This is a genomic window from Planosporangium spinosum (assembly GCF_049999945.1).
Lineage (GTDB): Bacteria > Actinomycetota > Actinomycetes > Mycobacteriales > Micromonosporaceae > Planosporangium > Planosporangium spinosum.
Genome location: NZ_JBLYUB010000064.1, coordinates 1 through 3106 on the forward strand (window position 1 = coordinate 1; position 3106 = coordinate 3106).

A 3106-nucleotide genomic window follows, 5' to 3' on the forward strand; every position below is an offset into this window, starting at 1 on the left:
GCCGCCGGTCGGGGGCAACAGGGTGACGGTGTACCCGTCGCGCGCGTCGGTCCAGTTCACGCTCAGCGTCACGGTGTTGCCGTTGACGCCGAGAGTCTGGTCGGAGACCGTCACCGGCCCGCTCACGGGCGCGCCGTTGTTGTACGGCACGCGCTCCACCACGGCGCGGACCCGTCCGTTCTGGACCACGGAGGTGGTGTCGATCCGGTTGAGCGTGACGGTGACGGTCCCGGTGTCGCCGCGGTTGCCGAGCAGGACCTTGGCGTTGCCGTTGTCCTTCGTCGCTACCGCTTCCAGGTTGCCCGAGGGCGTGGTGGCGACCCGGGTGCCGGTCATCGAGCCGTAGAACCGGTACGTGTACCACTCGCCCAGCGGCTGGTACCGCCCGCCGGAGTGGGTCAGCAACGAGGCCTCGTCGTCGTGCAGGCCCGCCCCACCGGCCCAGTTGCCGCGTAGCCCGTCCGCTCCCGCGCGCTCCAGCCGCGAGATGTACCAGCCAGCACCACCAGGGTTCTGCTCCGACCGCGCCGCGTACTCGTTGATCTGGTACGCGGTGGTGCGGGTGATCCCGCGCGAGGCGAGCAGCGCGTCGGCCGCCGACGCTTCCGATGCCGGGTCACCGGGCTCGTCATGCCAGCTGTAGATGTCGGGCAGGACGTTGTTGGCCTTGGCGTAGTCGATGAACGTGGTCCACCAGCCGTTACCCGTGGACGGCCGGCCCGCCGTGCTGGGGCCGACGATGACCGCGTTCGGGAAGGCGGTCCGGATGCGCCGGTAGGCCCGCGTCCACATGGCCAGGTACTGCGACTGTGGCGCGTTCCAGAAGATACTCAGGTCGGGTTCGTTCCAGATGTCCCACTCGACGGTGAGGTGATTGGCCTGCACGTCGGAGATGAGCTGGTTGTAGAAGGCGTCGAAGCTGCTCCAGTCGCCGCCTGATCCGGGCCAGTTGGAGATGGGGTATCCGTCAGCGCCCCACAGGTCGTGCGGCAGGATGACGAAGGTGCCACCCAGCGCTGCGGTCCGCTTGGCCTGTGCGAGTACGGAGTTCCAGCGGCGGGCGTAGCGGCCGGCAACCCAGCCGCCCGGGCTGTCCAGCTGGGCGCCGCCGGCCCGCTCGAAGTGCCACTTGATGTCGGTGTAGAACTGGTCCGGCGGGTTGGCGCCGTTCTCGGTCATCCCGTACAACGTGCCGGACGCGCGATAGGCGGGCGCCCCCAGCGCGGACGAGAAGTCCACGGCGGGGCTACCCGCCGCCGACGCCGGCGACACCGGCAGCACAGCGGCGATGACCGCCGCCAGCACCACGCCGATGCCCGAGCCTGACAGCCGCCGCGACCGGCGGTTCCAGCTTCGTCTGATTGCCACGTTCGCCTCCGATACCAGGCGCCCTGCGCGGCCGGAACCCGCCCTCCCCGACACCCGTACGGCCGGCGGTGCACCGTTGAGAATCGCTTCGACCGACGTCAACGTGTCTCCTGTGCCTGCCGACCGGGGTGTGCCGGGGCGACTCGACGGAGAACTGTGCGAATCGGTTCGACGGACACGATAATGATTGAAAAACTTCGATGTCAAGGCCACGCTCGTCGTCGGGTGGCCAGGGCGGGCGACCGCCGCCAGCATATTGACATGCGACGATGGATCGACTTAATCTGCCGGACGAACCGATTCGACATCAGTGGATGTGAAGGAACGTCGGAAGATCGTTCGGCGGTCCTGGGCGACACGGCGCGGTGTCGTACACGTCGAGTGGCAAAGGGGCGGTGTCCGAGGCGACTCGCCCGCGTCCAGGCGGTGATTGCCGGTCCCGCTGATCTCATTGCGGGGCGGCGGAGCCGGTGCCGCCGGGCCGCTGACGGCCACGCCGCCAACGAGCGCCGCCTCGTTCCCGCTCCGCACGCTTCCGAGGGTGACGCAGTGGACGAGTCCGTGTGGTCGAACCGCGGGGCGGCCTGAGCGGCAGGCGACCACACCCGACACCCCGTCCACCACGCCGCGCCCGCGTGGCGCCCGATCGGAGGAATCCATGAGTGTGAAAAGACGGCTCGGTCGCCTCGTAGCGGCGGCATCGGGCGTGGTGACCATCGTCGTGGTCGGCGTAGGGGTCTCGGTCATCTCCCGAGCGCCGGCCGCGCACGCCGCCGCGTCGCTGTCATGCGACATCTACGCGGCCGGCGGTACGCCGTGTGTGGCAGCGCACAGCACCACGCGGGCGCTGTTCGCGGCCTACAACGGGCCGCTGTACCAGGTGCAGCGCGCCTCCGACCACGGCTACCGCGATGTCGGGCTGTTGTCGGCGGGTGGCTATGCCGACGCCGCCGCGCAGGACTCGTTCTGCGCGGGTACCGGTTGCACGATCACCAAGATCTACGACCAGTCCGCCAACCACAACGACCTGCCCATCTCGTGGGGTGGTTACTGGAAGGGTCCGGGTCCCAACGGCGCGGACGTCGGCGCGGACGCGAAGGCGCTGCCGCTGACCGCGGGTGGTCACAACGTGTACGGGGTCAAGGTGACCCAGGGCGTCGGCTACCGCATCGACCACGCCAAGGGTGCGCCGACCGGCTCCCAGCCGGAGGGCGTCTACATGGTGACCTCGTCGAACTTCGTCAATCAGTGGTGCTGTTTCGACTACGGCAGTGGCGAGAACTCGCACACCGACACCGGCAACGCGACCATGAACGCGATCGAGTGGGGCACCGCCTGCTGGTTCGGCGGCTGCGTCGGTACCGGCCCATGGGTGGAGGCCGACCTGGAGAACGGGATGTACCACACCAACACCGGCTCCAACAAGGACCCGAACAACTCGGGGGTGCACTACCCGTTCGTGTCCGCCTGGGAGAAGAACAACGGCACCAGCAACTTCGCCCTCAGGTACGGCAACGCCAACAGCGGGGGCCTGACCACGACGTTCTCGGGTCCGCTGCCCAACGGGTACTCGCCGATGCGCACCGACAGTTCGATCCTGCTCGGCACCGGCGGTGACAACAGCAACAGCGGCGTCGGGTACTTCTTCGAAGGCGCCGTGACCGCCGGCTACCCCACGGACGCCACCGAGAACGCGGTCCAGGCCAACCTGACCTCCGTCGGTTACGCGTTCCCCAGT

General features: G+C 68.8%; 2 protein-coding genes. One reads left to right on the top strand and one right to left on the bottom strand.

The features are described from left to right. The coding region (locus tag ACNTMW_RS34165; protein WP_426638210.1) for a beta-xylosidase at positions 1-1368 on the bottom strand (1368 nt) is incomplete at its 3' end. 658 nt (positions 1369-2026) lie between these two features. Here ACNTMW_RS34165 and ACNTMW_RS34170 point away from each other — a divergent pair. Then, the coding region (locus ACNTMW_RS34170) for an arabinofuranosidase catalytic domain-containing protein (RefSeq protein ID WP_426638211.1) at positions 2027-3106 on the top strand (1080 nt) is incomplete at its 3' end.